Source organism: Bythopirellula sp., from assembly GCF_041737835.1.
Taxonomy (GTDB): domain Bacteria; phylum Planctomycetota; class Planctomycetia; order Pirellulales; family Lacipirellulaceae; genus Bythopirellula.
Window position 1 is genome coordinate 17,622 of the sequence record NZ_JBGSQY010000026.1, and the last position, 24,356, is coordinate 41,977.

The following is a 24,356-nucleotide window of genomic DNA, read 5'->3' on the forward strand; positions in this document are numbered from 1 at the left end:
TACTACTGTGCCATGCATCGCGTTGCGATGCGGCTAACAAACTTTCGTAATTGTGTCGCCCGTGCGAATGAGCCCCGCTTGCACCACGCGCGCGTTGATACCACGCAGATGGAGCTTTTTTCCCTCGGGCGAGTTCACAAACTTCGTGGCGTCGCTGCCGTAACGGCTCGTAAATTTCTTGCAACCGGTATGCGGTTCGGCGGTGACTTCTAAAATGGCCGTGCCGATGGCTATCTGCGAACCCGGCGGCAGATTCTCGTCGCTCAGATCGAGATCCACGTAAAGTTGATCGCCGGCGAGCGGCCAGCGCTCGCGATCTTGAGCCACGAGCGATGCCACGCGGCTGTTCATGATGTTGATTTGGCAATTGGGATCGGCCGGCCCACCATGATAATTTCCGCGCGATAGCCAACTATCGCCGATCAAACCTTCGGCAACGTTCAGCTCGGCCTCGAACAACATTCTGCGTTCGTTCACCGCCGGACGGCAGACGATCATTTCCAGCACGCCATAATCCCGCGGCGCTTGGCGGATCGTGTCTAACTCGGCTTCCAATTCGGGAAGTGTGAGGTGGAGGGTTTGGTGCATGGCAATGTCTCAAGAATAAACGGCATCGGGACGATGCCGGCTAACTCCAACGACAATTTCACCGACAATCGGGTTCACCGTTTGGACTGTTTGCCCATCAATCGCCGCAACAATGTGATCTGCCCCACGTGGATCAGCTCGTGCATGGGGCTGTACTCGATGCCCCCCAAAACGGTCGTAAACGCGGGGTGTGGTTTTTCCAGCGGCACGTCGACTTCTTCATCCGTCTTACCAGCAAGTTCGGTGAGCACCTGAGCTTGCACGCCGTCGAAGATTCCTTTGATCGTGGCAACCGAAGGATTGTTCTCGGCACTGGCGACGGGAGTCGAACCGATCTTGAAGTTGTCCCACAAGGTTTGGGGGATCAGCGTCTCATCTTCGGGAGTGCGGCCACGGAGCCGAAATAGGCATAGCCCGTATTGCGATGCCGCGATGTGCCCGACCTGCCAGGCAATGTGAGTTGTGAAGCCCGGGGGCGTCCAAAACCAGTCAGTCTCGCTTAGGTCGTCGAGGAACTGGCTGGTGTACAGGCGGGCGAATTGAATGCGATTGGCAGCAGCATCGAGACGAGCTCGGGACATGGGTGCGATCCTCAGGACAAAGCAAGTTAGCCGGGGTCGTTCCGACCCCGTTGGGTCATTATTCACTTTGGCCCAGGAGCCGCAATCCGCCCCACTGGTTCGCTCGCAATTGCCGCAGAACGCGCGCACAAAAACAGCCCGGCGCAACGTGTGCGCCAGGCTGAGAGAACAATGTGCGTTTCGACTTCCGAACTAAGCGCCAGTGGGGCGACGGAAGTATTGATAGGCCGACAGGACTTCGTACAAGTCGCGCGAGATGGTCACGTCGTCGACTTCAAAATCGCCCAGCCAAGTGCGTTGGCTTTCGACGGCATCGACGATCAAGGGAAGAATTTCACCGAACGAAACCGTCACGGTGTCTTCGCTCTTGGAGATGACCCGCGATTCGACTTCCACGGGACCACGATAAATCTTCAGATGTGTATGCATTCGAGGGTTCCTTCCCATCGCGTGTGGACTTGAAAGGGCCCAGACATCCTTGTCTGGCGCGCGTTTCCGCGGCGCCCCCCGGTCCGTCTCAGCTAAAATCGGCGGCCTCAAGAGCCGACTTGCATCCAAATTAAAGAAAAAGCAGATTTTTCCGTGAACGACTGCTAGCACGCTGGCGGGAAGTTTGCGGCTAAAGGACATAAGGGCTTGCACCATCGGCAGATCGAAGCGAAGATCGGCGAACCGACACTTGCTAGCAGCGTACTAATATCCCATGGACTTCAAAGAACGACTTCAACGTGCCACCGAGCGTGGCCAAAATGCCCGCGATGCCAAGGCTCGCGAGGAAGCGGCCCGCGCGCTCAGCGAGGAAGAATGCCGACGGCTCCATAGCAAATATCGCCTCGAGCTCACCGAGTACATTCAAACGTGTCTCGAACAGTTGGCAGATAACTTTCCGGGCTTTCGCTATAGCGAGATCGCCGACGAAAAGGGCTGGGGCTCGACCGTGCAGCGCGATGATCTGTCGCTGCAAGGGGGCCGCCGTGAGAATCTCTTAAGCCGGTTCGTGATCACCGTCGCGCCCCACAATCAGTACCACGTGTTGGCGATGGACGCGCGGGGGACAATTCGCAACAAAGAAATCTTCACCCGCAATCATTATCATTCGCTCAAAGACGCCGATCTCGACGGCTTCAAACAATTGATCGAGCAATGGGTGTTGCAATACGCCGAGCAATACGCGGGGGAGTGAGCGTCTTACGCTTCGGCCATCGCCAACTGCTTGAGCGCTTCGAGGCATTCGATCACTGTTTCGCGAGTCGTGTCGCGCCAGCCTTCGCGGCGCTGCGCGATGATCGCCAGCTTGAACTGCTCGAAGGCATCTGCCAGATCATCGGTAAGCAGTTCCACGTTCACGTTGAGCGGGGTGCGCTTGGCCACGGCTGGTGTGGCGGCTGTGGTTTCGGCGTCGTCAAAGGGTGCGTCTTCGGAATCGTCTTCCGCACTCTCGAAATGCTTGCGTTCGCGTGTTGGATCTTCGGTGGTGAGTGGTTTTACGTTGGTGGTTTTGGCGGAAGCTGGGTCGCTTACTGACTCTTGCAGGCCCGCTGAAGCGGGCGCCGCCAGCGGTTCTTGGAATTCGTTATCCTGCTCCAACTCCGCACGTTGCTCGGCGGGGGGGGTGCCCATCGTTTCCCAGCGCTTGCCGCGCATTTGCGAAACGGACCAATCATTCTGGATAGCCCCTTCGAGCCACATGGGTGCGTCGTCCCAATCGAGCGTGGCCTGAAAGTGGCTCCAAAAGAGCCCCGGGTATTGCTCGAACTCCGCGCCAAAACGCTGGTACACCCGCCGCAGACGTCCCACGTGTTGGCTGGTCACACCGCCGACAAGCTGGGCCCAAGCTTCGTCAGAATAATCAGTCACAGGAGAACCCGCGGTGAGCAACGCTTCGCGCCATTCGCAAATGATGCGGCCTTTTTCCCAATTGGTTGTACTGACGAGCCGATTCCATTGGCCGACAAATGGCTCGCTCGATTGGGAGAGATCGGTTTCGACAACGGAAGTATCAGCGACGTTTTGTGTGCCCTTACCCATGAATGGACGGTTCCTTGTGCGGCAAAGATTCCTAAATGTGAGAAGCCAGAACTGCCCTCAAGCAATCCTGGGGGGCGGATTCTAGCATGGCTAGCACTCGCACAACCACTGGCCGATGGCCGCAGTGCGACAAGAATTCACAAACCCAACAGACGAGCAGCCGGCGGAACCGTTATTGCTCGTAGATTTTTACAGGCGTGTGGCAGGCGCTGCCCCACAAAACTTCGCAATCACTACGATCCGCGCTGGGGATAACTTGTCGATAAAGAAATGACCAATGTCCAATGACCTAATGACCAAGCGATCAATCTTAAGTTGGTCATTAGTGATTTGGTCATTGGTCATTGCTGCTCGGCGCGCTCATCGGAGACAAATCCGCAAGTTTTATGGGCGCCGTCGCAGAATGGTTTGTTCGCTGACTGGCCGCAACGGCAGAGCGCGATCGCAGGCTTGTCTGTCGACAAAGAAAACGGATTGCCCGCGGAATCGGCGAGCGTGAATGGGCCTTCGATCACCAGCGGGCCGTCGGGTCGCAAACGGATTCTGACTTCGGACATGATGGCTTACTTTTTGGCTTTGGCTTGTTCGCTTGGGTGCAACAAAAACAACACACGGATCGGCTGTTCGGCAGGTTCTTCGGCCTTCTTCGCGATTTTGTCGCCGACCCGCGCGGCCTGTTGTTGCTGGGCGTAGCCGTAGAACTGATTGCGGCGGGTGTTGACTTCGTCCTGCAACTGTTGCATTTGCTCGGGCGGTTGATCGGCACGGAACCTCGTGGCCCAACCTTGTTGATTGACCTCCGCGGTTGCGTTGGCCGTTTGATTATCGACGGCGGGCAACGAATTGAGCGCCGTAATCATTCCCTGCTGTTCGGGTGTGATCGTGTAAGCAGAACGCTCGGCCTTGTTGGTCGCCGCGCGGGAATACTGTTGGTACCCAGACAGTCGCTGCTTTTCGGGTTGAAGATTCGTGCCGCTCGCCGACGGATCGACCTCGACCGCCTCAATGGCTGTGGTGTCGTTCGCGCAGGTGAAGAGAATCGCTTCGATCTGCTTGGGAGGGGCTTCGACCAATACCATTTCAGGCTCGGCTCTTTCGGCGTCGGCTTTCATATCACCTGCCGGCGCTGTCGCCATGCCGCCACCGAAACCACCTCCGGCAGGCGATGGTGCCGACAACGTGCGAGCTCTTGGCACGCTTTCCGCGGCGAAGGTATCCGCGCTTGAAGCTTGTCCGGGGGCAACGGCACTCGCACGGTCAGCGCCCGACGTTTCATCGACAACCTGCACACCGTTGGAAACCAGCAGCCGATCAAAGGCCTCGGTGCCGGTGCGCAAATCAGCGAGTGTCAAATGCACGATACCGAGTTCCTCGTTGCTGCTAGCAAGTGCGTCGGTCACCCGAGTTGGCATGGCGGGCTGCATTCGTGGAGTTTCCACCCGCAAGGCCACGCCCCCGGAACGCCCCGCATCGAGGATTGAGTCATCCGCGGGTACCGCGGCGGTCGCCGGCGGCTGTGTTGCCGAGCTGGCGGCCAATTCGCGCTCAGGGGCAGCCACCGGCTCGCGCATTTCTTCGGGAACATCAAACGCCAGCGCATCACGTTCGCGAGCCTCTTCGCGTAGTTCGCCGTCATGGACTTCGATCTTCGCCACGTCGCGATTTTTGACGCGATCGTCCTGCGTGAACATCAACAGCAACGCGGCAGCGATCGCAATCGCTGGCCACATCAATCGCCGCAACGGGCCCCTGCGATATTCAGCTAACTCGACTTTGGGCTTGTCCCGCACTTGGGCGAGCACGGCGGAACGAACGTCCTCGGCCACACGCAACTTAGGCAACGAACGAAGCGTGCCAGCCAATGAGCGCATTACGGCAACCAACTCCCGCGCGGCGGGGTCATTCCGCAAGCGTTCTTCAACAACGGCGCGCTCCGCCTCGGTGAGCTCGCCATCGACGTAGGCGCTCAACAGTTCGTCGTCGAAGTTCAGGTTGTTGGTTGGTTCAGCCATATCAGATAATTATTAACTCGAATGCATCAATCCATAGAACGCGGATGAACACCGATTAAACTGATTAACGCAGATCAGTGAAAATCCGCAAAATCAGCGTTCGTCTGCGTTCTCATTCTTTAATTACTTACCTTATTTTCCAAACGCTCCTTGAGTTGCAACCGCGCACGGAAGAGCCGGCTGCGGACGGTTCCCACGGGTAAATCCAAAATCTCGGCAATCGTTTCGTAGCTGCAATCCTCCATTTCGCGAAGCACCAAAATTTGGCGGTGCTCTTCGCTGATCTCCAGCAACGCCGCCTGCACGAGCTCTGCTTGCTCGACGCACATGGCCAGCTGTTCGGGCGGCAAGCTCTGGTCCACCGGTTCGGCTCCGCTAAGTTCTCGAATCTGTTGGACCGATTGTTCGTCGTAACGACGTTTGTTCCGCCGTCGATACGAACACGCCATATTCAGCGCCACGCGGTACATCCAGGTGTAAAACTGTGACGAACCGCGAAACGACTCCAGCTTGGTGTAAGCTTGCACGAACGCATCTTGCAAAACCTCGCTGGCATCGTCCGGCGAGCCGAGCACACGCACCAATGTGTTGAACAAGCGATCCTGATAACGCTCGACCAGCGCACCAAATGCCTGCCGGTTGCCCGACAACGTGGCTTCGACCAAGTACGTATCGGTACGTAGCTCGGCACAAAGCCCGGCGGCGGCGTTAGGCAGTTTGTCGGTCACGCTCTTCTCTGTTTAAGGTTTTGACGCGGGCAAACCAATCGAAGTTCCATAAATCGCGAATAGCCGCCAGCGCAAGCTGGTGGTCGAACCGTCCCACCGGCTCGCGCCGGGGGCTATTCGTGCTACCATTGGACCATGGACCCACTCAGCTGGATAGACGAAGAACTCGCGCTGCTCGAACGGAGCGATCTGCTGCGCAGCCTGCCACCGGGGTTAACTACGGCGGGAGCCCTGGTTGAGATCGACGGCCAGGAAATCATCAATTTCGCGTCGAACGACTATCTCGGTCTCGCAGCGGACCCGCGTTTGGCCAGTGCCGCCGCGGAGGCATTTCTTCAGCAAGGCGTCGGCCGAGGGGCCAGCCCGCTTGTCAGTGGCCGGTCGTCGATACACGAGCAATTGGAGAAACGGCTCGCTCAGTTTTTTAACACGGAAGCCGCCCTGCTCTTCCCCACGAGCTTCGCCGCCAATGCAGGGATCATTCCCGCGCTCACCGATGAAGGGGACGCAATCTACGGCGACGCCAAAAACCACGCCAGCATCATCGACGGTTGCCGGTTGTCGCGCGCGGAGCGGCATATCTATCCTCATGTCGACATGGAAGCGCTGGCGACGATGCTGTCGCAGGGCAAACATTATCGGCGGCGACTGATCGTGACCGATACGCTCTTCAGCATGGACGGCGATTTGGCACCGCTGGGGCAACTGACGAAACTCGCCGCGGAACATGACGCGATGTTGATGGTCGACGAAGCTCATGCGGTCGGAGTCTTCGGCGCGACCGGCCGGGGAGTCGTCGAGCATTTCGCGACGGAAGACCCCGACTTAGAGAAGCACGTTTCGATTCGCGTCGGTTCCTTTGGCAAAGCACTTGGCGGAGCGGGTGGCTTTGCGTGTGGCAGCGCGGCGCTCATTCGTTGGCTCGCCAATCGGGCGCGGACCTATGTATTCTCCACCGCCCATCCGGCCGGGATCAGTGCTGCGGGATTGGTGGCCCTTGATCTCGTTGATCGCGAACCAGAGCGGCGGCAGGGACTTCTCGCCCGTGCGGCGGAGTTGCGTATCCGGCTCAACGACCAAGGCTGGGACACGGGCCGTTCGACGAGCCAGATTATTCCCGTGGTGATCGGCTCGGCGGAGCGGACGATGCGAGTTTCCCAAGCTTTGCGAAAACTGGGAATTTGGGCCCCCGGGATTCGGCCACCGTCGGTTCCTGAGGGGGAATCGCTGCTGCGGCTCGGCTTTACCGCGAGCCACAACGACGAAATGGTCGAAAAGCTACTCAAATCGCTCGCCGAACTAAGCTGATAGCCGCAGGCGGCAGCCAGCGGACTCGAAGGTTTCACCACCAGCTGCCGCCTGCGGCTAATACCAAATTATGTGACTATTGTGACGGTTTTCGGGATTGGCCGAGCGAACGTAAGTTACCGTCCAGTAAAAACTTGACGCTCGCGGTTGGGCCACTTACCATCGAAACTAGGAGAGATTGCCTCTTCTACCCGGTTTAACAGTGAAGTTGTGCTTATCGCCCACGGGAGTTTCTCTTGGCGCTCGTTTTGCAAATTGTGTTGGCCATAGTCCTCTTGATGGGCTTGGTGTCGATCTTTCTCGCCACGAAGAATTGGCATTGGAGTTGGGTGACCATTGTCGCCTTCATCCTGCTCAGTTCGCTTGGCTATTTGATCCTCGCCACCGAGACGATGCGCATCCATCGCAACCTGCGGACGAACCTCGCGCGGCTCGAACAACAAATCACCACGCTCGAACAACAAAACATCGTCCTGCAGCGCGGAGCGGGCACTGACACGCCCGGCATCGTGCAGATCAAACATCAATTGCAAATGCTCACCCGCGAACGGGGTCGGGCCTGGCGGCAGGTTGCTCCCGCGGGTGCCCCTGATGCTCAAGGTCGATTCCCCGTTACGATTGAAAATCCCAAGCCGCACGGTTTGACCGTCGACACGATTGTGTATGGCTTTGAAGCGGGGCCGAGTAATCCCGCCGATCCCGCTGACGGCAAGCAGTATCTGGGCGAATTCCGCGTCATCGAAGTCAATGAAAACGGCGCGGTGCTTGAGTCAATCAACCTGCTCGATCAACGCACGGGGGAACGGATCGCCCGCAGCGCGGCTCCTTGGAGCTTGTACGAAACGATGCCGATCGATCGTTACAAAACGTTCGCCGGGTTGAGCGAAGAAGAAATTCGCAAGCTGCTCCCCGATGCGATGGTGGCGGAATACCTGCACCACGATCAAGAAGCGACCGACAAAGACAACCCACGCGATGTCGTGGGGGTGGACGAGAACGGGCAAATCCTCAAGCCGGAAGAGATGGGCAATGCCGCCCGAAAAGTGTATCGCCGGCCGCTGATCGATTACGCCTTCTTGTTTGCCGATCTGACGCGGAAGAAAGTCGAGCTGATGGCCAAGGTCGATGCGGTTCGTGAGGACAACGTGAAACTGGAAGCAGCGATCGCCAGCGCGAAAAAGCTGGGCACCTTCCGCGAAGAAGAAAAGACACTCATGTCCAGCGATCTAGCTGGCATGCAAGCGGATCGCCAAGCCATCGAAACGCATCTGCAAATGGTGAAACGACAACTGGACAATGCCAAAAAGCTGATCGACGAATTGCTAGCCACGAACACCGATCTGGCCAACGAATTGGCCCAGCGCGAAGCGTCGCTCAAGCAAATGATCGATGCCACGGCCCCCGCCCCCGCCACGGCGGTTTCTTTGCCGTAGTTGTCTTTATGCTTTTAGCCGCAGCCGGTAAGCGGCGGTTTATTCCCTTGCGCGAGATTGCAGGGGACTTACGTCCCCCGCTCGCCTGGATTTGTTGCCGTAGTCTCGCGGTGCCCTGTGAGCTACTATTTCCGCATGGGACTCTACGACCGAGATTATGCTACCGAACGTGAACCGGGCTATCACTTCAATGCGCCGCAATCGATCACCACGCAGTTAGTGCTCGTGACGGTGGCCGTGTATGTGCTGCAAATGTTTGCCGGGCCGCAATTCACCGACCGCCTGGAATTGACGGCCGATTGGTATCGCGCGCCGTGGAATGTCTATCGATTGCTGACCTACGGGTTTTTGCACGACCCGGGGTCGATGTGGCACATCGTGTTCAACATGTTCGCGTTGTACACGTTCGGCAAGCCAGTAGAAGAAACTTACAGCCGGGCCACATTCGGTTGGTTTTATCTCACGGCAATTGTGTTTTCGGGACTGGTATGGTCGCTTTCTGAAATGGCTGCTCCTGGTGGTGGTGGCGCGGCGGTGGGTGCGTCGGGGGGCGTGGTCGCCGTTGTGATTCTATTCGCGCTTAACTTTCCGCATGCCAAGGGGATGGTCTTTCCGATTCCTTTTCCCATTCCAATGTGGGTGTTGGCTACTGCGATTGTGATAATGGACTCCTGGGGCGCGATGACCCGTGCTGGGGGCGTGGCATTTACGGCTCACTTGGGTGGGGCGCTGTTTGGTTGGATTTTCTTTCAAACCGGTTGGACCCCGGAACGCTTGTTCAACAAGCTTGGCGGAGGTTCGAAATCGCGGAAACCGAAACTGCGCGTCGTCGATCACGAAGACGAAGTGGAAAGTGCCACCGAGCAAGAACTCGACCGCATTTTGCAAAAGATTCAAGCCGAAGGTCAGGATAGTCTCAGCTGGTCCGAACGGCGGACCTTGGAACGAGCAAGCCGGGAGTTTCAAAACCGGCGGAAATAGTATCACTACAAGCCGCAGGCGGCAGCCCGCGTTAGATCCAGTGCGACCGCGGGCTGCCGCCTGCGGCTAGAACGATACAAGGAATCACGCGATGGCAGGAGGCCGACGCCGATGGATCTGGGGACTCGCGGCACTCGTGGCAGTGAGTCTTGTGCTGAACTTGCGCGAAGTCGCCCAGGCCGCCACGACTGAACAGAAAAATTCTTCAACAGCCAATGGCATGGTTCAACTGTCTGGTGGCACGTTTCTGATGGGAACTCCGCGATCCAGCCCCGACGATCAACGCCCCGTGCATCGCGTGGTGGTGAAACCTTTTTGGATCGACACGACACACGTCACGAATCGCGAGTTTGCCGAATTCGTCGCCGATACGAACTATCGCACGACCGCCGAAGAGCGTGGTTGGTCGCTATTATTCAATCGCGAAAAAGGAAACTGGCAGCAGGTGGCGGATGTTTCCTGGCGGCATCCCACGGGGCCCGATAGTTCACTCGCCGGGAAGGACGATTTCCCCGTTGTGCACGTGAGTTGGCATGACGCAGTCACGTATGCGAATTGGGCGCAGAAACGTTTGCCGACCGAAGCCGAATATGAGTTCGCCGCGCGTGGCGGCTTGAGCGATGCGCAGTTTCCTTGGGGCCGTGAGTTAAGTCCCGAGCGCGAATTCCAGGCGAACTACTGGCAAGGGAAATTTCCACTCACGAATCTCACGCAAGACGGCTATTTTGAAGTCGCCCCGACCAAAAGCTTCACTGCCAATCCTTATGGTCTCTACGACATGGCGGGGAATGTCGCCTGCTGGTGCGGCGATTGGTACGCGGCCGATGCTTACGGACGAAGCACCGTCGGCAACACGACAGGCCCCCAAACGGGCACCGAGCGCGTACTGCGGGGGGGCAGTTGGGCTTCCACCGCCGAGAAAAGTGACGGCCTCCACGTGGGGGACCGCGCTCACGCCGTGCCGTCGGAAACATCGAGTTGTATTGGTTTCCGCTGTGTAAGGGATATCAGATAACCAAGCCACAGAGGTCACAGAGAACACCGAGATTTTGTGTTTTATCTCGGTGAACTCTGTGTGCTCTGTGGCCAAGTTAATTGTGGCTAGGGTTTCCGGTTAATGTGATCTAAAATTGTTTTCTCGGAGAGCACACATGTCTACGCCACAAAAAATTCTCATCACCGGCGCGAGTGGTCTGATCGGCACAAGGTTGACTCGTGCCCTCGAGGCCTCGGGCCATACGGTGCTCAAAGCTGTGCGGCGTGCCCCGAAGAATGACCGCGAGGTTTTCTGGGTGCCCGAGCGGGGTGAGATCGACAAATCGAAGCTCACGAATCTCGACGGCGTGGTGCATCTCGCCGGTGCCAACATCGCCGGGCAGCGGTGGTCGGATTCCTATAAGCAAGAAATCCGCGAAAGCCGCGTCAAAGGAACACGGTTGATCGCCGCCACGATTGCCGCGCTCGATCACAAACCGCGCGTGTTTGCCTGTTCGTCGGCCATCGGTTACTACGGCGATCGTGGTGAGGCCGTGCTTGATGAATCGAGCGCACCGGGGGAAGGTTTTCTGCCCGATGTGTGTGTTGATTGGGAAAACTCGACCAAAGCGGCAGTCGACGCGGGGATTCGCACGGTGCTGATGCGCACCGGTGTTGTGCTAAGCACCGAAGGGGGTGCGCTCAAAAGTATGTTGCTCCCCTTCAAGCTTGGGGCAGGCGGCATACTCGGAAACGGCAAACAATACTTCAGTTGGATCGAACTCGACGACATCGTGTCGGCCATGCAGTTCATCCTCTCGAACGATTCGCTCAAAGGTCCCGTGAATCTGGTCGCGCCACATCCTGTCACGAATCGCGAGTACACCAAGACGTTGGGCAAAGTGCTGGGGCGGCCCACGATCTTGCCAATGCCGGCGTTCGCCGCTCGGTTGGCTTTGGGCGAAATGGCCGACGAATTGTTGCTCGCCAGCACGCGCGTACTGCCTAAGGAATTGGAGCGTGCGGGGTTTTCGTTTAAATATCCAGAGTTGGAACCCGCGCTGCGGCATGCTTTGAAGTAAGCGAGTGACCCTGGATCGCGTTGCTATCCGACTATCAGTCTAACCATTGAGCCGACGTTCTTCTGATGTTTGAATAACCGTGTTGTTGGCGCGTTTCGCGAGTGTCTGTTTCCAGCTTGCCGATAACTCAACGAGCGCTGCGAGTTCCTTCGCGGCAAGCGCATTGTGCTTGTCATGGTGCATCACTTGGTTCGCGCGTGCTATGGTCCAATCGTCATGCGATCGTTCGCTCAGCGTTAGCGGCATCCCCGTCTCGACCAAACCTTCTTTGAGCACACGGAAATACCAACCTGTTTTGCCGTTCTCTTGCACTTCGAGCGCCAGAGTTTTGCGCCGCCAACGCCGCGCGAGTTTCCAGCATGGTTGCCGCGGCTGTGAGACTTGCACGACAACCGAATCACCCACTTGCCAAACATCGCCGATGCAAACTTGCTCTTCCGTTAAACCAGCGATGGTAAAGTTCTCGCCAAATGCGCCCGTCGGCAAGGGATGAATCGCGAGCTCATCTTGCCAAAACGGATAGTGATCTAACGAATAAACGCAGATCGCCTTATCTGGTCCGCCATGCACCGCGAGATCTGCCTGCCCATCGCCGTCGATGCCATTCACACGCGCAAATGCCGGCTCGCTCACCGGTTGTTTGAAGAAGCCCGTAGTCCATGGCTTGTCGGAAAGGTCGTGTTCGCCGGTCGGCTGCACTTCGCGCGGCAAACCCAACTGGAGCGAATATAAGCTAGCGAAGGCCATCATGATCTCACGAAACGTAGGCTTTGCGGAGCAAAAGAATCGATTTTGCGTTTTTTAAGGACATGGGCAATGGCTGCTTGTTGATCAGCAGCGGCCTATATTACAGGAGCTACAAGCAATTGTGCCGGTTCACCTTAAGGCAAAACTCATGGCCAGTCTCCGCTCCTTCCCCGCGCTACATTGGTGGTGCTGCGTTCTCTTGGCATCCGTTTTGGGTTGCGGCAGCGCCGTGAAAAACGATTACGTCCCGCCGCCGCCACCCAGCGTGACGGTCGAACTTCCCGTGCAGGAAGAGATCACCGAAACCAAAGATTACACCGGCACGACGCGGGCGTTTGAGGAAGTCGAAATCCGCGCTCGCGTGGAAGGCTTCTTGGAAGAAATCAATTTTCGCGATGGCGAAGAAGTCAAAGCGGGGCAACTACTGGCAAAGATCGATGACCGCCCCTTCAAGGCGGCACTCGCTCAAGCCGAGGCGAGCGTAGCACTGGCCAAAGCTCGCTTGGAAAGTGCCCGCGCGGGGTTAAGCCAGAAAAAAGCGGAGCTCGCCAACGCGCAAATGGAACTCAAACGCGCTGAAGCCGTCGTCGCACGTTCGCCGGGGGCGATCACTGAATCCGAAGTCGATTTACGCCGCACGAACGTCATGACCGCTCAGGCGATGGTCGAAGCCTCGCAGGCCGACATTGAATCGGCCCAAGCCGAAATCGCCGCTGGAGAGGCGGAAGTTCTTAAGGCTCAGTTGAATCTCGATTACACACAAGTCCATTCTCCCATCGCAGGCCGCGCGAGTGCTAAGAACTTCGACGTGGGGAGCCTCGTGGGTCGGTCCGATTCGTCGCTGCTCACGACGATCACCCAATCGGATCCGATTTATGCTTACTTCACACTGAGCGAAAACGATTTTCTGGAATTCAACCGTCAACGGATCGCCGAAGGCCGCGTAGCGGGTGGCAATCCTGGCAAGCATGTTTATCCCCTGTTCTTGGCGTTAAGCGATGAAGCCGACTTCACCCACGAAGGCTATTGCGATTACACGGATACGTCGATCGACGAAAGCACTGGCACGTTCATGGTCCGGGGACGATTCGACAACCCCCAGGCTTTAATTCCGCCGGGAGCGTTTGTGCGGATCGAAGTGCCGCTCGGTCAAAAAGAAGCGATGCTCGTCAATCCCACCGCCGTGGGCCGCGATCAAGCAGGTGCCTATTTGATGGTTGTTAACGACGAAGACACCATCGAGATGCGGCGAGTCACCTTGGGTCACGAATACAAGGGCATGCAAATCGTTGCCGATGGCGAGCTCCAACCGACCGACCGCGTGGTCGTGAAAGGGATTCAGTTCGTGCGTCCCGGTTTGAAAGTCACGCCCCACTTGGCCCAGGAAGCGGCTGAAGAAGCAAAAGCTCCCGCGGGAGAACCGGCCGCATCATGATTTCGCACTTCTTTATTGAACGACCGATTTTCGCCAGCGTCATCTCGATCATCATCGTGATCGCGGGGGCGATTTCGCAATTGGGCCTGCCCATCGCGAAGTTTCCTGAGATCACGCCCCCCACGGTGCAGGTGACCTGCTACTATCCTGGCGCGAATGCCAAGGTGGTCGCCGAAACGGTCGCCGCGCCGATCGAACAAGAAGTCAACGGCGTTGAAGACATGCTCTACATGTCGAGCACGTCGGCGGACGACGGTTCGTACGTGCTGAACGTAACGTTCGAAATCGGCACGAACATGGATATGGCGACCGTGCTCGTCCAGAACCGTGTTTCGATTGCCCAGCCCAAACTGCCCGAAGAAGTTCGCCGCCAGGGGATCACGACCAAAAAGCAATCGACCGCGATTTTGCAATTCATCGTGTTGTCGTCGTCGAATCCCAAACTCGATGCGTTGTTCCTGAGCAATTACGCGCTCATCAACGTCAAAGACGAGCTCAGTCGCATCAAGGGCGTGGGGGCGGTTGTGTTGTTCGGGGCCGAAGAATACAGCATGCGGGTGTGGCTCGACCCGGCGAAACTCAAAGCCCGGCAACTCACGACCGAAGACGTCGTCAACGCGATCCGCGAGCAGAACGTGCAAGTCGCGGCCGGCCGGTTGGGGGAACCCCCTACCCCGGCGGACACGGCGTTTCAATTGGTGGTCAACACGCAAGGGCGCTTGAAGGAAGTCGAGCAGTTCGAAGATTTGATCGTCAAATCCGCCAAGGGTGGCCGCATCACGCGGGTACGCGATGTGGCTCGCGTCGAACGGGGCGCAAAAAACTACAACCGTTCGTCGCAATTCAACGGCCAGCCGTGCGCGTCGCTCGCTGTGTATCAGTTGCCGGGGGCCAATGCCCTCGACGTGGCCGATCAGCTCAAGGCAACCATGGAACGCCTCAGCAAGGCCTTCCCCGCGGCGATGAAATATTCGATTCCGTTCGATACGACAATGTTCGTCGACGCGTCGATTCACGAAGTTTATAAAACGCTCGCCGAAGCGATTGTGCTTGTGATCCTGGTGATCTTCCTATTCCTGCAAGACTGGCGAGCAACGTTGATCCCGTGCGCGGCGATTCCCGTATCGCTCATCGGCACATTCGCAGTCATGGCGGGCTTGGGCTTCTCGATCAACATGCTCACGCTCTTCGGTATCGTGCTGGCCATCGGCATTGTAGTCGACGACGCGATCGTGGTGGTCGAAAACACGATGACCAAGATCGAACATGGCCTGGCACCCAAGCCGGCAGCCATCGCCGCGATGGATGAAATCACCGGACCGATCATTGCCACCACATTGGTACTGCTCGCCGTGTTTTTGCCGACGGCCTTCATGGGGGGCATCACGGGGCAACTCTACCGGCAATTCGCACTCACGATTTCCGCCTCGGTGACGATCAGTGCGATCTGCGCATTAACACTCAGCCCCGCGCTGAGCGCGATGCTGCTGCGGCCTGCTCCCGAGAAACGCAACATTTTGTTCCGCGGTTTCAATCACGGCTTCGATAAGTTTTCAAACGCCTACGACGGCCTTGGTCGGATCATGGTCCGCCGCGTGCTGATCGTGCTGGTGATCTTTGGCGGATTGTTGGCCCTCACGGCGATGGGCTTTGGCCGCTTACCGACCGGCTTTTTGCCTGTGGAAGATCAGGGCTACGCGTTTGTGAACGTGCAGCTTCCCGACGCCGCTTCGGTGTCGCGGACCCAAGCCGTGATCGAAGAAATCGATCGTATCGCGGCCAAGACCCCCGGCGTGGCCAATCGCATTTCGATCACCGGCTTCTCGATCCTCACCGGCGTGAGCGGCTCGAACAATGGCTTCATGGCGATTGTGTATGAACCGTGGGACGACCGTATGTCGCTTGAGGAAAGCCAACAAGCGATTATCGGCCACTTGCGCCGCGAGTTCAGCAAAGTTGAAGAAGCAGTTGCGATTGTGTTTCCGCCGCCAGCCATCGACGGCTTGGGCAACGCGAGCGGCTTTCAGATGCAATTGCAAGACCGTGGCAACGCGGGGCTTGAACAACTGCAAGCCGTGGCCAGCGAAATGGTCACCGCCGGGAACGCTCAAACAGGCCTACAAGCGCTCAACACAACCTTCCGCGCCGCCGTGCCGCAGGTGTTTGTCGATATCGACCGCACTAAAGTGAAAACACTCGGCGTGCCGCTCAACACGGTGTTCAACACGCTGCAAGCGTACTTGGGTTCAACCTATGTGAACGACTTCAACGAGTTCGGCCGCACGTATCAAGTGCGCGTGCAAGCGGATCAGCAATATCGCCTAAATGCCGATGCGATCAAGAGCCTCGACGTACGCAATGCCAACGGCGACATGCTTCCCATCGGCACGTTCGCCACGGTCTCCGACACGCTGGGGCCGCAAATCGTGCAGCGCTACAATCTCTATCCGACGGCACAGATCAACGGCGAAGCCGCGCCCGGCTTTAGTTCCGGTCAGGCCATCTCGCTGATGGAAAAGATGGCCGATAAGACATTACCCACCACAATGGGCTTTGAATGGACCGGCATGTCGTTCCAGGAAAAGAGCGTCGGTAACGAGCAGTATTTGATTTTCGCCTTGGCGGTGATTTTGGTGTTTCTCGTGCTGGCCGCGCAGTATGAAAGCTGGACCAGCCCCGCCGCGGTGATTGCCGTGGTGCCGCTGGCCATCTTGGGCGTGGTAGTCGCGCTGATGTTCCGTGGCGCGGATAACAATGTGTACACGCAGATCGGCGTGGTGCTGTTGATCGCGCTCGCCAGCAAGAACGCGATTCTGATCGTCGAATTCGCCATGGAACTGCGCAAACATGGCAAGAGCGTCGCCGAAGCGGCGACCGAAGCCGCGAAGCTTCGTTTCCGTGCGATCTTGATGACCTCCATCGCCGCGATCCTCGGCTTCATTCCACTCGTGACTTCAACCGGAGCGGGCGCCGCCAGCCGGCAAGCCGTGGGCAATGCGGTCGTGGGAGGCATGAGCGCCGCGACAATCTTCTCGCTGCTGTTCGTGCCGACGTTCTTCGTAGTGTTCCGCGGCATGAGCGAATGGGGCTCAAAACTCCGCGGGAAGAAAAGCGATGCCGTGGTTTAATTTTTGAAACCACGAATATATTTCTAGGCGAGCCGTAAACGTCAGTGCCCGGAGTTTTTCAACACGGGTAGCACCGATACTTCGTCTGCAAAAAGCGCTGCGTACTCAATCGCATGACCAGACAAGTATCGGTGTGCGTAGCACAAGAAGTTCTCTGCACCGACCACCTCTTGTCGCAAGCGACACCGACACTCGACCGGTTACACCGAATTTATAGGTGACCGCTCGCCGGTCGAGTGTCGCTGCCACCCCATTCTCATTGCCGCGCATGTCGACATGGCGTGCCTAACTTTCAGCGGTGGCTAGCACGCTATCGCTCTCGGTTTTCCGTTGCATGACACGGGATTCCCTGCTGCAAGCTCATTAAATTCCTGCGAATTCGCGAATTAGCCGTGCGCGGTATGGCTTTTGCTTCTCTCTTCCGATCCCGCCTGAATAACCCACCTAAATTAACACTGATTACTTAGACTGCACGCAGTCAGCTAATCGGTTTCTAATTGCATAACCCCAATGGATGGATTTTGATAATGCGCAGCGCATTAGGTTTTTTGGTCGACATGGATGGCGTGATCTATCGTGGTTCGGAATTGATTCCCGGCGCGAAGGATTTTATCGACCGTTTGCTCGAAGAGCATGTTCCGTTTTTGTTTCTCACCAACAACAGCCAGCGCACCCGTCGCGACGTGGCCACCAAACTCAATCGCATGGGCGTTGAAGTCACCGAGCGTCATGTGTTTACCTGCGCAATGGCCACCGCTCGATTCCTTGCCAAGCAAAAGCCGCACGGCACGGCCTATGTCATCGGCGAAGGGGGCTTGCTGCAAGCCTTGCACGAAAACGGCTACGCCGTGGTGGATCGCTCGCCCGATTATGTCGTGGTGGGCGAGTGTCGGACCATCACGCTGGAAATGCTCGAACGGGCCGTCGACTTGGTGCTCGGTGGCGCGAAATTGATCGGCACGAATCTCGATCCCAACTGCCCGACGCAACATGGCACACGGCCCGGCTGCGGGGCGACGCTCGCTTACTTAGAAGCGGCCACGGGCAAGAAAGCGTTCAGCCTGGGGAAGCCAAGTCCCGTGATGCTGCGGATGGCGCGCAAAGAACTGATGCTCAGCACGTCGCAAACCGTGATGATCGGCGACACGATGGAGACCGACATCCTCGGCGGCGTGCAAATGGGCTACCAGACGGTGCTCGTGCTTTCGGGCGGTACGCGGCGGAGCGATCTGGCGAACTTCGCGTATTGCCCCGGCATGGTCCTCGACAGCGTGGCAGAGCTCGCCGACCGCACGCGCGAGCTGGAGGAAATTTTCCCACCGATGATTTCACGCGCCGACGACACGCCGCACGATCTGCAGGAGTGGATCGCCGCGCATGCGTGAAGATTTGGAACCGCGAATCAAACGAATTGCACGAATAATCGGCGAGCCGTGAGCGTCAGCGACCGGAGTTCGTTCGGAGTTTTTTCACGCTGAGACGCGGGGGTCGCGGCACATCAATACCAGAGGAATTAGGCACGCAGTTACTGTTGCCAAGCTCTGAGGTTCGGGGACTTGTCTTGGATATACAGTGATGTTATTTGTCCGAGTGAAAAACATCCGAGTCGATAGATTATAAGTCGGATCGGTCGGCGCGCTCAGCGGAGAAACAAACTGAGGAAGGAATTGACTTGTGCCGCTTATCGCAAACGTGAAGTAAGGATTGATAGCTCCAGGCCCGATTTCGAGATCAAGTGCGAGAACGCCAGGACCTGTCTTGGTCACACTTCCTGTCAAACCCCTGCCCAAGTAGGAGTAACTTGTAATGGTAGGATCCCATCGCACTTCTATTGGAAAATCGACAAACGAACCGTTGGCTGGTTCGAAGATTTGTGGCCGTTGCGCGGTGATGTCGCTTAGTCCAAAATTTTGAACTTCGAAACTGTACGTCTCAATGTCTAGCGGCGTTGACTCATCAGCGGTATTGAATTGCCATTGCCCAACGATCGATTGGGTAAGTTCTGAGAATGTGTCGAACTCAAGCGAGCCAAAGGGGTCAAAGGAGTCATTGTTACGGTCAAAGACGAGGCCGCCGGGAGAGATGAACTGCTCGATTCTGCCATCCAAATTTAGTCGAGGGAAAGGATAGTCTCCCACTCCGAAAACGTAGTAAACGCTGTTGTCGGGTCGCAGCCTTTCATTAATACCGACAGACAGAACACGGTTGATGGCGGCGTGAACGGCTGCGATCGGCGTTACGCAAATGGCGACTAAGGCAATCGCGCAGACAACGACACATTGAGATTTTCTCATTACCTCTGCTCCTTTCAAACCAAGAAAAGGTTTTTGTTCCGGCTTTGATTATGTCGCCGGGACGTTATTCGCTGCAAGAGAATTTTGGGGTGAACATAGGAGTATCTCCCGGACCGCGCGGCGGTCCGGCTAGGGGTTGACCTACCGTTTACCCATTTTCGCGCTTCGCTGCGCTGACGCTTCGCGGCGCGGCTAACTTTGGGCCCGTACGCCTAACCCCAAAATCTTGCGGTTTTTGGCCGTTTTGCGGCACTCTGGGGCACTTCTGTAGGCATTGTGAGAACTTGCCAATCAGTTAAACTAGGGGTTTCTTCACAGTCCGCCCCCGCCAGTTACTATCTCGCAGCCTACAATTCAGTCTTTGGGGAACAACGGTTTTGATGCATTCTCAAGTTGTCGTATTGGGTGGCGGTCCCGGCGGATATGCCGCGGCGTTTATGGCTGCCGATCTGGGGCTCGAAGTCGCCATTGTCGAAGCCGATCCGCGGCTGGGGGGAACCTGCATGCTGCGGGGTTGCATCCCGTCGAAGGCCCTTCTGCATGTGGCCAAAGTGATCGCCGAAGCCCGGGAAATGGAAGAATGGGGGGTCAAATTCGAGCCTCCCCAGCTCAACGTCGACACCCTGCGGGCCCGTAAGGAAAAGGTTCTCGACACACTGGCCGGGGGACTCGCGCAGCTTGCCAAGCGGCGCAACGTGAAAGTCATCAACGCTCGCGGGATTTTCGTCGATTCGCAAACGCTGCAACTCGAAGGGGGCAACCCCGCTACTTACGAGAGCGAGCGGATCACGTTCGACCACTGCATCGTCGCCTCGGGGAGCGTCCCCGCCGTGCCGAAGCCGTTCCAAATCGGCTCGCCGCGGGTGATGGACTCGACCGGCGCTCTCAAGCTCGAAGAAATCCCCAAAACTCTGCTCGTGATCGGCGGCGGCTACATCGGCCTGGAAATGGGGACCGTCTACGCCGAACTCGGCTCAAAAGTCTCGGTCGTGGAACTCACCGACGGCCTTCTCCCCGGAGCGGATCGCGACCTCGTGAAACCGCTGCACAAACGGTTGGAGAAGCTGTTCGACAAGATCATGCTCGGCACGAAGGTGGTGGCGATCAAAGACGCCGGCGATCACGTCGACGTGGAAGTCGAAGGTGCCGATGGCAAGAAGACCTTGCAGTTCGACCGTGTGCTGATTTCGATTGGCCGGCGACCGGTCACCAACGGCATGGGGCTGGAAAACACGAAAGTCACGGTCACCGAACGGGGCTTTATCGAAGTCAACGAACGCCAGGAAACCTCCGACCCGCATATCCTCGCGATCGGCGACGTGGCAGGCGATCCGATGCTGGCCCACAAAGCCTCGCACGAGGGCAAAGTCGCCGCGGAAGTGCTGGCGGGCGAACCCGCTGCCTTCGACAAGGTGGCGATCCCCGCGGTGGTGTTCACTGAACCGGAAATTGCCTGGGCCGGTCTCACTGCTGACGAGGCGAAGCGCAAGAACATCGAAGTTCAAATCGCCCAATACCCCTGGCAAGCCAGCGGCCGGGCCATTGCCATGGGCAAGACCGACGGCCTGACCAAGTGGCTGGTCGAGCCTGGCACGAACCGCGTGCTGGGTTGTGGCATTGTCGGCAGCGGCGCGGGAGAATTGATCGCTGAAGCCGTGCTCGCGATCGAGATGGGCTGCACGGCCCTCGACGTGGCGGAATCGATCCATCCCCACCCGACGCTCAGCGAAACTGTCGCCTTCGCCGCGGAAGTCCAACTGGGCACGGCGACCGAAGTTTATAAACCAAAACGTAAAAAAGAAGACTAAGACCACCAAGACACAAAGGACACGAAGATACAATTATCAAAGCGATTCCTGATTTCGTCTTTCTTTGTGATCTTTGTGCCTTAGTGGTTATCGCTTTAGCTAGGGATTTATTATGGCCAATACCAAAGCCGAGCCGATTAAGACGCCGATTCTCAATGACGTCGATCCGGCGGAAACCGCCGAATGGCTCGAGTCACTCGATTACGTGCTGGAGAGCAAAGGCCCCGAACGGGTGCAACAGTTGATCTCCGCGCTCGAGGAGACCGCCAATCGCTACGGCGTGGAATTGCCGTTCACGGCGACGACTCCCTACATCAACACGATTCCGCGCGATAAGCAGCCCCCCTACCCCGGCAATCGCGAACTCGAACGCCGCATCAAAAGCTTCGTTCGTTGGAACGCGATGGCGATGGTCACCCGCGCCAACCGCGACCCTGCTTCGCCCGGCGGTCACATTTCGACGTTCGCTTCGTCGGCAACCTTGTATGAAGTCGCGCTCAACCATTTCATCCGTGGTCGTGGACAAAGCGGCTACGACGGCGACCAAGTCTATTACCAAGGCCACGCGGCCCCGGGCATGTACTCCCGCGCGTTTTTGGAAGGCCGACTCACCGAGCAAAACCTGGTGAACTTCCGTCGCGAGCTGAGCCAAGGGGGCGGTTTGTCCTCGTACCCGCATCCCTGGTTGATGCCCGACTTCTGGGAATTCCCCACCGTGTCGATGGGCCTCGGGCCGATCATGGCGATCTATCAGGCGCGGTTCAACAAATATCTCACCGACCGCGGCATCATCGACTGCTCGAAGAAGCGAGTCTGGTGCTTCATGGGTGACGGCGAATGCGACGAGCCCGAGAGCTTGGGCGCGATCACGCTCGCCTCGCGCGAGTATCTCGACAATCTCGTGTTCGTCATTAACTGCAATTTGCAGCGGCTCGACGGACCCGTGCGCGGCAACGGCAAGATCATTCAAGAACTCGAAGGCGCATTCCGCGGTGCTGGTTGGAACGTCATCAAAGTCGTCTGGGGCGGTGATTGGGATCCGCTCTTGGAAGACGATGACACGGGCCTCTTGATGCAGCGCATGATGGAAGTCGTCGACGGCCAGTATCAAAAGTACGTCGTCTCGGGGGGTGATTTCATCCGCGAAGATTTCTTCGGCAAGTATCCCGAGTTGCTGGAATTGGTGAAGAAGTATTCCGACGACAAGCTCCGTAAAATGCGCCGCGGCGGTCATGACCCCGAAAAGGTGTTTGCTGCCTATCAGAAAGCCTGCCAACGCAACGGCAAGCCGACCGTCGTCATTGCCAAGACAATCAAAGGCTATGGCTTGGGCGAAGGGGGCGAAGGCCGCAACGTCACGCACAATCAAAAGAAACTCAACGAGGACGAGCTGCGTGAATTCCGCTCGCGATTTGGGATTCCGATATCCGACGAGCGTGTGGCGGAAGCGCCTTTCTACAAACCGCCCGCCGATAGTCCAGAGATGAAATACTTGCGCGAACGTCGCGAAGCGCTCGGTGGGCCCGTGCCGATTCGCAATTCCCAGCCCGTGAAGCTGGAAGTGCCTCGCTACGCTGATCTCGAAAAGAAATTTTCTAACAAAACGGTCGGCAAAGAAATTTCAACAACCATGGGCTTCGTGCGACTGCTCGAAGAGCTATTGCGCGACAAGAAAATCGGCAAGTACATCGTGCCAATTGTCCCCGACGAATCGCGTACCTTCGGCATGGAAGGCCTCTTCCGCCAGATTGGTATCTACTCGCATCATGGCCAGCTTTATCAGCCTGTCGATTCCGATCAACTTGCCTATTACAAGGAAGCAAAAGACGGGCAGTTGCTGGAAGAAGGGATCACCGAGGCGGGGAGCATGTCGTCATTCAATGCGGCGGGCACAGCTTACGCTTCACATGGCGTGAATATGATTCCGATGTTCATTTATTACTCGATGTTCGGCTTCCAACGAATTGGCGACTTGATTTGGGCCGCCGCCGACATGCGTGCCAAGGGCTTTTTGCTGGGCGGAACGGCTGGACGCACAACGCTCAATGGCGAAGGCCTGCAACATCAAGATGGCCATAGTCTGGTGAACGCGATGGCGTTTCCGACTGTCCGTTCTTATGACCCCGCATTCGCTTACGAGACCGCCGTCATTATCTTCGATGGCCTTAAGCGGCTGTACGAAGACAACGAACAAGCAATTTATTACATCACGCTGGAGAACGAAAACTACCTTATGCCCGAGATGCCCGCCGGTTGTGAGGAAGGCATCATTCGCGGCATGTACAAGTTTAAGAGCGTGGAGGCCAAGGGCCCGCGGGTGCAACTGTTTGGCAGCGGTGCGATTTTGCGCGATACCTTGCGAGCCGCCGACATTCTGGCCGAAAAATACGACGTTGCGAGCGACGTGTGGAGCATCACCAGCTATACACAGCTCCGCCGAGACGCCCAGGAATGCGAACGGTGGAACATGCTCAACCCCGACAAGACGCCGCGAAAGTCTTACCTCGAAGAACAACTCTCAGACGTAGATGGCCCCGTGATTGCGTCAAGCGATTACATGCGGATTTTGGCCGAGCAGTTGAATCCATGGATTCCTGGCGGTTTGTTCGCGCTGGGAACTGACGGCATGGGACGCAGCGAGTCCCGTGAAGCCTTGCGCCGGCATTTTGAAGTCGACGCCGAATGCATCACGCTAGCTACGCTCACTCAACTCTCCGAGCGTGGAAAATTTGAGCAAAAGAAACTCGCCGGCGTGGTAAAGGAACTGAATATCAACCCCGACAAACCCTCGGCGTTATACGCTTAAGACGAATTGGTCTCTCGCAAAGGCGCGAAGGCGCAGAGAAAATGAGTATTTGAATTAGCGCCTTTGCGAAAGATTTCCAACGATAATTACTGGACCTTGTAAATCGATCATGGCAACACAAATTATACTTCCCAATTTGGGTGAAAATATTGAATCGGGCGACGTGCTTTCGATTCTTGTCTCGGCTGGCGATACGATCAAAGTCGATCAGGATATCATCGAAGTCGAAACCGACAAGGCAACCATGCCGATCCCTAGCCCCCATGCGGGCAAGGTCACGAAGGTGCTGGTTGCTGAAGGGGATACGATCAAAATCGGCGCCGCGATTCTCGAAATCGAAGCCAGCGGCAATGGCGCTGCTACGAAGGAAGCACCCGCAAAAGCTGCTACCAAAAAAGATGAACCCGTGGCGAAGGAAAAGG

Annotated in this window: 21 protein-coding genes; 12 read left to right on the forward strand and 9 right to left on the reverse strand. The window is 57.2% G+C overall.

The genetic code is table 11. The features are described from left to right. Positions 1–33: 33 nt before the first annotated feature. From AC6T8Q_RS08065 to AC6T8Q_RS08075, 3 genes are all read right to left on the reverse strand, one after another. Positions 34–588: an MOSC domain-containing protein gene (locus AC6T8Q_RS08065; protein ID WP_500678585.1), complete on the reverse strand. Its 555-nt coding sequence runs from the start codon at positions 586–588 to the stop codon at positions 34–36. Positions 589–662: 74 nt separating this feature from the next. Then, positions 663–1,169, reverse strand: coding sequence for a DinB family protein (locus tag AC6T8Q_RS08070; RefSeq protein ID WP_500678586.1), 507 nt, complete (start codon positions 1,167–1,169; stop codon positions 663–665). A gap of 192 nt (positions 1,170–1,361) precedes the next feature. Further along, positions 1,362–1,598 (reverse strand): hypothetical protein, encoded by a 237-nt coding sequence (locus AC6T8Q_RS08075; RefSeq protein WP_496921006.1) that lies wholly within the window; start codon positions 1,596–1,598, stop codon positions 1,362–1,364. A gap of 274 nt (positions 1,599–1,872) precedes the next feature. Between AC6T8Q_RS08075 and AC6T8Q_RS08080 the strand changes: the two genes are divergently transcribed. After that, entirely contained in the window at positions 1,873–2,352 is a 480-nt protein-coding gene (locus AC6T8Q_RS08080; RefSeq protein ID WP_500678587.1) for a hypothetical protein, read from the forward strand. A 5-nt stretch (positions 2,353–2,357) separates the two neighbouring features. On the opposite strand, the gene AC6T8Q_RS08085 is transcribed toward AC6T8Q_RS08080, so the two are convergent. The 4 genes from AC6T8Q_RS08085 to AC6T8Q_RS08100 all read right to left on the reverse strand — a co-directional run bounded on the left by AC6T8Q_RS08085 (position 2,358) and on the right by AC6T8Q_RS08100 (position 5,937). Then, positions 2,358–3,197, reverse strand: a complete 840-nt coding sequence (locus AC6T8Q_RS08085) for a hypothetical protein (RefSeq protein WP_500678588.1) — start codon at positions 3,195–3,197, stop codon at positions 2,358–2,360. A gap of 341 nt (positions 3,198–3,538) precedes the next feature. Then, the gene (locus AC6T8Q_RS08090; RefSeq protein ID WP_500678589.1) at positions 3,539–3,754 is read right to left on the reverse strand and encodes a CDGSH iron-sulfur domain-containing protein; all 216 of its coding nucleotides are present in this window, start codon (positions 3,752–3,754) and stop codon (positions 3,539–3,541) included. A gap of 6 nt (positions 3,755–3,760) precedes the next feature. After that, positions 3,761–5,209, reverse strand: a complete 1,449-nt coding sequence (locus AC6T8Q_RS08095; protein WP_500678590.1) for an anti-sigma factor family protein — start codon at positions 5,207–5,209, stop codon at positions 3,761–3,763. Between the two features lie 119 nt (positions 5,210–5,328). After that, entirely contained in the window at positions 5,329–5,937 is a 609-nt protein-coding gene (locus AC6T8Q_RS08100) for an RNA polymerase sigma factor (RefSeq protein ID WP_500678591.1), read from the reverse strand. Positions 5,938–6,072: 135 nt separating this feature from the next. Between AC6T8Q_RS08100 and AC6T8Q_RS08105 the strand changes: the two genes are divergently transcribed. From AC6T8Q_RS08105 to AC6T8Q_RS08125, 5 genes are all read left to right on the forward strand, one after another. Continuing rightward, complete coding sequence (locus tag AC6T8Q_RS08105) at positions 6,073–7,245, forward strand: aminotransferase class I/II-fold pyridoxal phosphate-dependent enzyme (RefSeq protein ID WP_500678592.1); 1,173 nt, start codon at positions 6,073–6,075, stop codon at positions 7,243–7,245. 236 nt (positions 7,246–7,481) lie between these two features. Continuing rightward, positions 7,482–8,678 carry a hypothetical protein gene (locus AC6T8Q_RS08110; RefSeq protein ID WP_500678593.1) on the forward strand — a complete coding sequence of 399 codons (1,197 nt, stop codon included), beginning with the start codon at positions 7,482–7,484 and terminating at the stop codon, positions 8,676–8,678. Between the two features lie 117 nt (positions 8,679–8,795). Beyond that, complete coding sequence (locus tag AC6T8Q_RS08115; protein WP_500678594.1) at positions 8,796–9,659, forward strand: rhomboid family intramembrane serine protease; 864 nt, start codon at positions 8,796–8,798, stop codon at positions 9,657–9,659. A 91-nt stretch (positions 9,660–9,750) separates the two neighbouring features. Next, a complete protein-coding gene (locus tag AC6T8Q_RS08120; protein ID WP_500678595.1) occupies positions 9,751–10,674 on the forward strand; it encodes a formylglycine-generating enzyme family protein in 924 nt (307 codons plus the stop codon). A gap of 136 nt (positions 10,675–10,810) precedes the next feature. Then, on the forward strand, positions 10,811–11,716 hold the full coding sequence (locus AC6T8Q_RS08125) for a TIGR01777 family oxidoreductase (RefSeq protein WP_500678596.1): 906 nt from the start codon (positions 10,811–10,813) through the stop codon (positions 11,714–11,716). Between the two features lie 39 nt (positions 11,717–11,755). On the opposite strand, the gene AC6T8Q_RS08130 is transcribed toward AC6T8Q_RS08125, so the two are convergent. After that, entirely contained in the window at positions 11,756–12,463 is a 708-nt protein-coding gene (locus AC6T8Q_RS08130) for an MOSC domain-containing protein (protein WP_500678597.1), read from the reverse strand. Positions 12,464–12,611: 148 nt separating this feature from the next. Here AC6T8Q_RS08130 and AC6T8Q_RS08135 point away from each other — a divergent pair, with 148 nt between their 5' ends. The 3 genes from AC6T8Q_RS08135 (at position 12,612) to AC6T8Q_RS08145 (ending at position 18,411) form a co-directional block, all read left to right on the forward strand. Further along, a complete protein-coding gene (locus tag AC6T8Q_RS08135; protein WP_500678598.1) occupies positions 12,612–13,898 on the forward strand; it encodes an efflux RND transporter periplasmic adaptor subunit in 1,287 nt (428 codons plus the stop codon). Further along, on the forward strand, positions 13,898–17,026 hold the full coding sequence (locus AC6T8Q_RS08140) for an efflux RND transporter permease subunit (RefSeq protein WP_500678604.1): 3,129 nt from the start codon (positions 13,898–13,900) through the stop codon (positions 17,024–17,026). Before AC6T8Q_RS08135 ends, AC6T8Q_RS08140 begins: the two co-directional genes overlap by 1 nt. A 527-nt stretch (positions 17,027–17,553) precedes the next feature. Then, positions 17,554–18,411 carry an HAD-IIA family hydrolase gene (locus AC6T8Q_RS08145; RefSeq protein ID WP_500678599.1) on the forward strand — a complete coding sequence of 286 codons (858 nt, stop codon included), beginning with the start codon at positions 17,554–17,556 and terminating at the stop codon, positions 18,409–18,411. Positions 18,412–18,495: 84 nt separating this feature from the next. Here the strand turns inward: AC6T8Q_RS08145 and AC6T8Q_RS08150 are convergent, their stop codons facing one another. Beyond that, a complete protein-coding gene (locus tag AC6T8Q_RS08150) occupies positions 18,496–19,320 on the reverse strand; it encodes a hypothetical protein (RefSeq protein ID WP_500678600.1) in 825 nt (274 codons plus the stop codon). Positions 19,321–19,700: 380 nt separating this feature from the next. Here AC6T8Q_RS08150 and lpdA point away from each other — a divergent pair, with 380 nt between their 5' ends. The 3 genes from lpdA to AC6T8Q_RS08165 form a co-directional block, all read left to right on the forward strand. After that, the gene (gene lpdA / locus AC6T8Q_RS08155; protein WP_500678601.1) at positions 19,701–21,128 is read left to right on the forward strand and encodes a dihydrolipoyl dehydrogenase; all 1,428 of its coding nucleotides are present in this window, start codon (positions 19,701–19,703) and stop codon (positions 21,126–21,128) included. A gap of 112 nt (positions 21,129–21,240) precedes the next feature. Then, the gene (gene aceE / locus AC6T8Q_RS08160) at positions 21,241–23,934 is read left to right on the forward strand and encodes a pyruvate dehydrogenase (acetyl-transferring), homodimeric type (protein WP_500678602.1); all 2,694 of its coding nucleotides are present in this window, start codon (positions 21,241–21,243) and stop codon (positions 23,932–23,934) included. A gap of 109 nt (positions 23,935–24,043) precedes the next feature. Next, positions 24,044–24,356, forward strand: a 313-nt coding sequence (locus AC6T8Q_RS08165) for a biotin/lipoyl-containing protein (RefSeq protein WP_500678603.1), incomplete at its 3' end; no start/stop codon positions are given.

Bases quoted from the DNA above. Each gene is read 5' to 3' on its own strand.
- AC6T8Q_RS08065 (WP_500678585.1), bottom strand. From the start codon at position 588: ATGCACCAAACCCTCCACCTCACACTTCCCGAATTGGAAGCCGAGTTA.
- AC6T8Q_RS08070 (WP_500678586.1), bottom strand. From the start codon at position 1,169: ATGTCCCGAGCTCGTCTCGATGCTGCTGCCAATCGCATTCAATTCGCC.
- AC6T8Q_RS08075 (WP_496921006.1), bottom strand. From the start codon at position 1,598: ATGCATACACATCTGAAGATTTATCGTGGTCCCGTGGAAGTCGAATCG.
- AC6T8Q_RS08080 (WP_500678587.1), top strand. From the start codon at position 1,873: ATGGACTTCAAAGAACGACTTCAACGTGCCACCGAGCGTGGCCAAAAT.
- AC6T8Q_RS08085 (WP_500678588.1), bottom strand. From the start codon at position 3,197: ATGGGTAAGGGCACACAAAACGTCGCTGATACTTCCGTTGTCGAAACC.
- AC6T8Q_RS08090 (WP_500678589.1), bottom strand. From the start codon at position 3,754: ATGTCCGAAGTCAGAATCCGTTTGCGACCCGACGGCCCGCTGGTGATC.
- AC6T8Q_RS08095 (WP_500678590.1), bottom strand. From the start codon at position 5,209: ATGGCTGAACCAACCAACAACCTGAACTTCGACGACGAACTGTTGAGC.
- AC6T8Q_RS08105 (WP_500678592.1), top strand. From the start codon at position 6,073: ATGGACCCACTCAGCTGGATAGACGAAGAACTCGCGCTGCTCGAACGG.
- AC6T8Q_RS08120 (WP_500678595.1), top strand. From the start codon at position 9,751: ATGGCAGGAGGCCGACGCCGATGGATCTGGGGACTCGCGGCACTCGTG.
- AC6T8Q_RS08125 (WP_500678596.1), top strand. From the start codon at position 10,811: ATGTCTACGCCACAAAAAATTCTCATCACCGGCGCGAGTGGTCTGATC.
- AC6T8Q_RS08130 (WP_500678597.1), bottom strand. From the start codon at position 12,463: ATGGCCTTCGCTAGCTTATATTCGCTCCAGTTGGGTTTGCCGCGCGAA.
- AC6T8Q_RS08135 (WP_500678598.1), top strand. From the start codon at position 12,612: ATGGCCAGTCTCCGCTCCTTCCCCGCGCTACATTGGTGGTGCTGCGTT.
- AC6T8Q_RS08145 (WP_500678599.1), top strand. From the start codon at position 17,554: ATGCGCAGCGCATTAGGTTTTTTGGTCGACATGGATGGCGTGATCTAT.
- AC6T8Q_RS08150 (WP_500678600.1), bottom strand. From the start codon at position 19,320: ATGAGAAAATCTCAATGTGTCGTTGTCTGCGCGATTGCCTTAGTCGCC.
- lpdA (WP_500678601.1), top strand. From the start codon at position 19,701: ATGCATTCTCAAGTTGTCGTATTGGGTGGCGGTCCCGGCGGATATGCC.
- aceE (WP_500678602.1), top strand. From the start codon at position 21,241: ATGGCCAATACCAAAGCCGAGCCGATTAAGACGCCGATTCTCAATGAC.